At 74.8% G+C, this 5,612-nt stretch carries 5 protein-coding genes; 2 read left to right on the forward strand and 3 right to left on the reverse strand.

All coding sequences use genetic code 11. The annotated features are described in order from the left end of the window. Window positions 1-281 (reverse strand): hypothetical protein (locus ABD994_RS02810; RefSeq protein ID WP_345410858.1); only part of this gene is annotated, 281 nt, incomplete at its 3' end. Between the two features lie 82 nt (window positions 282-363). Further along, a complete protein-coding gene (locus ABD994_RS02815) occupies window positions 364-1,386 on the reverse strand; it encodes an aldo/keto reductase (protein WP_345410859.1) in 1,023 nt (340 codons plus the stop codon). Between the two features lie 103 nt (window positions 1,387-1,489). On the opposite strand from ABD994_RS02815, the gene ABD994_RS02820 reads away from it, so the two are divergent. Beyond that, entirely contained in the window at window positions 1,490-2,350 is an 861-nt protein-coding gene (locus tag ABD994_RS02820; protein ID WP_345410948.1) for a helix-turn-helix transcriptional regulator, read from the forward strand. Here the strand turns inward: ABD994_RS02820 and ABD994_RS02825 are convergent. Beyond that, entirely contained in the window at window positions 2,323-4,251 is a 1,929-nt protein-coding gene (locus tag ABD994_RS02825; protein ID WP_345410860.1) for an ABC transporter ATP-binding protein, read from the reverse strand. The two genes, ABD994_RS02820 and ABD994_RS02825, sit on opposite strands and share 28 nt — an antisense overlap. A gap of 139 nt (window positions 4,252-4,390) precedes the next feature. On the opposite strand from ABD994_RS02825, the gene ABD994_RS02830 reads away from it, so the two are divergent. Next, window positions 4,391-5,275 carry a hypothetical protein gene (locus ABD994_RS02830; protein WP_345410861.1) on the forward strand — a complete coding sequence of 295 codons (885 nt, stop codon included), beginning with the start codon at window positions 4,391-4,393 and terminating at the stop codon, window positions 5,273-5,275. The last annotated feature ends 337 nt before the right edge of the window (window positions 5,276-5,612 follow it).

Genomic DNA, 5,612 nt, shown 5'->3' on the forward strand with positions numbered 1-5,612 from the left:
GAGCTGCCCTCGTCCCCCGCCTCGCCGGAGTCGGCTGCCTCGTTCGCCTGCACCGCGTCGTGCAGTGCCGCGGCGAACCCGGTCCCCGACCGCGAGAGCCGCTCCTCCAGGCGCCGGGCCGCGCCGGGGCTGCGGTCGATCTGCAGCGACCTCAGCCGCGCGGCGTCCTCGGCGTCGAGCCGGAAGCGGGCGATGAGCGCGTCGGGGTCGTCCTCGAACGCCCGCGTCGTCGCCTCGTCCGTGGCGAGCAGGACCAGCAGGTCCTCGATCCGTCCGGTCACGACCGCCTCTCCCCCCTGCACCGCACCCGCGGCGCGCGGGACAGCGTGCCGGGCGGTACGTCCCGCGGTCTGCCGTAGCGGACTACTGCATCCGCGGTGCGCCGGTGGTCACCGGCGTCCCGTCCGTCCGTTCGCTGTCGAGGTCGGCCATCGCCACGGCCGGGTAGCGGTCGCCCGCGACGGCGCCGCGCGGGACCAGCGCCGCGAGCTCGGCGGCCTCGTCGGGGGTCAGCCGCACCGGCGCGAGCATCGAGGTCACCTGCTCGACGCGGCGGGCGCCGAGCACCGGCACGACGTCGTCGCCGGCCGCCGACACCCAGGCGAGCGCCAGCTGCGCCACCGTGACGCCGCGGCGGACGGCGACGTCGGCGAGCTGCGCGACCAGGGCCGCGTTGTGCTCCCGGTTGCCGTCGGCGAAGCGCGGCATCACCCGCCGCCCGCCGTCGAGGCCACCGCTGCCACCGATGAGGCCGCGGGAGAGCACGCCGTAGGCGGTGACGCCGACGCCGAGCTCGCGGCAGGTCGGCAGGATCTCGTCCTCGATATCGCGCTGGAGCAGGGAGTACTCGATCTGCAGGTCGCTGATCGGGGCGACGGCGGCGGCGCGGCGGATCGTCGCCGCGCCGACCTCGGAGAGCCCGACGTGGCGCACGTAGCCCTGCTCGACGAGCTCGGCGATCGCGCCGACGGTGTCCTCGATCGGCACGGCGCGGTCGAGGCGGGCGGGCCGGTAGACGTCGACGTGGTCGACGCCGAGGCGCTGCAGCGAGTAGGTGAGGAAGTTCCGCAGCGCCGCCGGCCGGGCGTCGACGCCCTGGAGCGCGCCGTCGGGGCCGCGCAGGGCGCCGAACTTCACCGACAGCACGACGTCGTCGCGGTCGCGACCGCGCAGGGCGCGCCCGATCAGCGCCTCGTTGTGGCCGGAGCCGTAGAAGTCGCCGGTGTCGATCAGCGTGCCGCCGCCGTCGAGGTAGGCGTGGATCACGCGGACGCCCTCGTCGTCGTCGACGACGCCGTACGCGCCCGACAGGCCCATGGCGCCGAGGCCGGGCGAGGTGACGAGGGGGCCGGTGCGACCCAGGCGGCGGATCTCGGGGGTGGTCATGGCCCCACCGTGCGCCGTCCCCGGAGCGGCGGGCAGGGTCGGCTCATCCGGGGAGCGGCCGACCCTGGCTGGGCGGGCCCGGCGCGCGGATGCTGGACGCGTGATCGACCGCGCCGGGCTCGCCGACTTCCTCCGCCGGCGCCGTGAGCTGCTGCGTCCCGCCGACGTGGGCCTGCCGCCCGGGGCACGGCGGCGGACACCGGGACTGCGCCGGGAGGAGGTGGCGGCGCTGGCCGGGGTGTCGACGGACTACTACACGCGCCTCGAGCAGGCGCGCGGCCCGCACCCGTCGGCCGCCGTCGTGGACGCCGTCGCGCGGGCGCTGCGGTGCGCGATCGACGAGCGCGACCACCTGTTCCACCTCGCCGGCCTCACCCCGCCGCCGCGGCGGGCCGGGCGCCACGTCCCGCCCGGGCTGCTGCGCCTCGTCGACCACCTGCCCGCGGTGCCCGTGCTCGTGCTGACCGACCTCACCGAGGTCCTGTGGCAGAACGCGCTCGCCGACGCGCTCGCCGGACCCCTCGACCCGCACCCGGGGCGGGCCAACAACGGGGCGTGGCGGTGGTTCACCGACCCGGCGCTGCGGGCGCTCTGCCCGCCTGCGGACCGGGCGCGGCACTCGGCGGCGCACGTGCGGGACCTGCGCGCGGTGGCCGCGCGGCGGGGCGGCGACGCCGACGTGCGGGAGCTGGTCGGCGACCTGTGCGCGGCCAGCGCCGAGTTCGCGGCGCTGTGGGAGCGCCACGAGGTCGCCGGGCGCCGCGCCGACCGCAAGCGGTTCGACCACCCCGAGGTGGGCCTGGTCGACGTCACCTGCGAGGTGCTGCTGACCCCGGAGTCGGACCTGGCGCTGCTCGTGCTCTTCCCCACCGAGGGCACCGACGCGCGGGAGAAGCTCGACCTGCTGCGCGTCATCGGCACGCAGGACCTGCACGCTCAGGCGACCTCCGACGGGCGCTCCTGACGGATGACCTCGCCGTCGCGGAAGCGGACGCCGTCGGCGCAGCGCGCCTCGACCGCACCCCCGCCGAACTGCTCGGCGTAGAGCTTCGCGTACAGCCCGCCGCGGGCCAGCAGCTCGGCGTGGGTGCCGTGCTCGACGAGGCGTCCGCCATCGAGGGCGAAGATGACGTCGGCGGCGAGCACGGTGGACAGCCGGTGCGCGATCGCGATCGTCGTGCGCCCCGACATCACCGACTCCAGGGCGTGCTGCACCAGGCGCTCGCTGACGGTGTCGAGGGCCGAGGTCGCCTCGTCGAGGATCAGCACCCGGGGATCGGCGAGGATCACGCGCGCGATGGCCAGGCGCTGCTTCTCGCCGCCGGAGAGCCGGTAGCCGCGCTCGCCCACGACGGTGTCGTAGCCCGCCTCGAAGGTGGTGATGCGGTCGTGGATGTTGGCCGCCCGCGCGGCGGCCTCGAGCTGGGCGTCGGTGGCGTCGGGCGCCGCGTAGCGCAGGTTCTCCGCGATGGTGGCGTGGAACAGGTAGGTATCCTGGGTGACCATGCCGATGATCGCGGCGAGCGACGGCAGGGTCAGCTCGCGCACGTCGATGTCGTCGAGGCGCACCGATCCGCGGTCGACGTCGTAGAGCCGCGGCACGAGGTACGACAGGCTCGTCTTCCCGGCCCCGCTCGGCCCGACGACGGCGGCCAGCTGCCCGGGCTCGATGCGCAGCGACAGGTCCTGCAGCGCCCAGACGGGCGCGCGCTCGGCCGCCGTCCCGTCCGGCGCCTCGTCCTCCTCCGACGGCGGGTACCGGAACCAGACGTCGCGCAGCTCGACCGCGCCGCGCGCCTGCTCCTTCGTGACGGTCCGCGCGCCGGGCGGGTCGGTGATCGCGGGGACCAGGTCGAGGTAGGCGAAGATGCGCCCGAACAGGGCCAGCGACGTCTGCACGTCGAGCGAGACGCGCAGCAGCTGCACCGCGGGGAAGAGCAGCCGGCTCTGCAGCGTCGTGAACGCGACGAGCGTGCCCGCCGAGAGCAGCGCCCCGCCGGTGCCGGTGCCGACGTAGCCCGCGACCAGGTACACCGCGGCCGGCGTGATCGCGAAGAACGCCTGGACGACGGCGAAGAACGACTGTCCGGTCATGGTCTGGCGCACCTGCAGGTCGGTCTGGCGCGCGTTCTCGGCGCGGTACCGGTCGACCTCGTGCTCCTGGCGCCCGAACACCTTGGCCAGCAGCACGCCCGACACCGACAGCGACTCCTGCGTGATCGCCGACATGTCCGACAGCGACGCCTGCGTGCTCGCCGCGACCCGCCGGCGCACCCGCCCGACCCGGATCTGCAGGAGCACGAACACCGGCATCAGCACGAACGCCACGATCGACAGCTGCCACGACAGCGCGAGCATCGCGACCACCGACGCCACCACCGTCACGACGTTGCCGAGGATCGACGACGCGGTCTCGGTGACGACGGACTGCACGCCGGAGACGTCGTTGTCGAGGCGCGACTGGATCACCCCGGTCTTCGTCGAGGTGAAGAAGCCGAGGTGCATGCGCTGGAGGTGGGCGAACAGGCGGTCGCGCAGGTCCTGCATGACGCGGTTCCCGACGACCGTCGTCAGGTACGTCTGCCCGACGCCGATCAGCCCGGAGACGAGCGCGATGACGACCATGGCGGCGACCAGCACGCCGAGCAGCCCGAGGTCGGCCCCGCCCGGGGCGAACAGGGCGTCGTCGAACACGGCCTGCGTGAGGAACGGGTTGACGATCCCGAGGCCCGCCGTCACGAGGATCGCCACCCCGATGAGCGCCAGGCGGCCGCGGTAGGGCCGGAACAGGGCGATCACCCGCCGCCCGAGCCGCGCGTCGCCCGCCGTACTGCCGGCCCCGCTGCTGGCCCCGCTGCTGGTCATGCCCGCCCTCCGCTCCCGGGCCGGCCGCACGACCCGGCGTCAGCTTCCCCCGTCGACCGGGACCGGGGCGACCGGTGGTCGGCGGAGGCTCGCGCTGCGCTGCACGCCGGGGCACGATCTCGACCATGGGACGCGACCGGTGGTGGCCGTCGCGATGACCCGCGCGCGCTGGCGGCCGGGCCACGACTCCGGGCGCGCCTTGCGCTCCGCGCGGTCGTGGTGGCGGGTCACGGCGTGGTCCGGGCTCGTCCTCACGCTCGCCGGGCTCACCGTCTGGCTCGCCACCCACGGCACGCGCGGCGCCGAGCTCGCGAACGTCCTGGCGCTCCCGGTGGCCGTCGTCGGCGTCGTCCTGGCCGTGGTCGCGGGCCGCGCAGCGAGCACCGCGCAGGCGCCGGTCTCCACGGAGAGCGCCCCGGAACCCGCCTCCACAGAGGGCGTCGTGTCGGCGCCCGGTCCCACCGAGAGCGCCGTGGCAGCGCCCGACCGCGAGCCGCAGCTGCTCTACGACGGTGCTCGCGACGATCCGGCGTACAAGCGGTGGACGCTCTTCGCCACGGGAGGAATCCAGGACGAGGACCGCCAGTTCCCCCACGACGGCGACGCCCTCGGGATGCGATCGGTGGGGAGAGACGTCGTCGGCCTCAACCTCTCGCTCCCGACCCGGAAGGGGTTGGTCACGTTCGAGTACCGAGTCACCGACGGCGAGTACCGGGAGCAGGTGTACTTCGCCGTGATCCCGATGCAGGAGAACGGGCTCGACGGTCGGGGGCTCATCGAGGTCGGGAGGCCGGTGCAGGACCACCCGGACAACGCCCGCTCGCCCTACCGCAGCCGGGACTTCGTTCCGCGGCGACACTTCGACGACCGTGAGTGGCACGAGAAGTCGATCACCTTCGACTTCACCCCGATCGAAGGCGCCTTCTACGCGATCTTCGCGCCCCGCATCAACGAGGGGCTCGACCGCGCGGCGGACGCCACCGTCCACGTCCGCCGCGTCCGGGCGTGGTCGATCACCCGCTGAAGCCCGACGACAGTCGGCGTCACCGGTGGGTGCTTGCCGCTCGGTGCGCCGACCACTCTCACCCCATCAGTCACATCAGCAACTCTTGACGCACACGTCACACGCGGGCCTTACTGATCGCCGCACACGGGGTGCACACCGGACCCCGGGGGGACGTCGACGCGCGCGGGGCCGCTGCCCGCCGTCGCGGGTCGCGGAGGAGGCGCGGTGGCCGGCACGGACACGCTCGAGCAGGAACGCACGGGCTGGGGCGGTCCCGAGGCGGTCACCGTCGCACCGTCCGCACCGTCCGCACCGTCCGCACCGTCCGCACCGTCCGCACCGTCCGCACCGTCCG

Origin of the sequence: Actinomycetospora chlora (assembly GCF_039542135.1) — a bacterium.
GTDB lineage: Bacteria > Actinomycetota > Actinomycetes > Mycobacteriales > Pseudonocardiaceae > Actinomycetospora > Actinomycetospora chlora.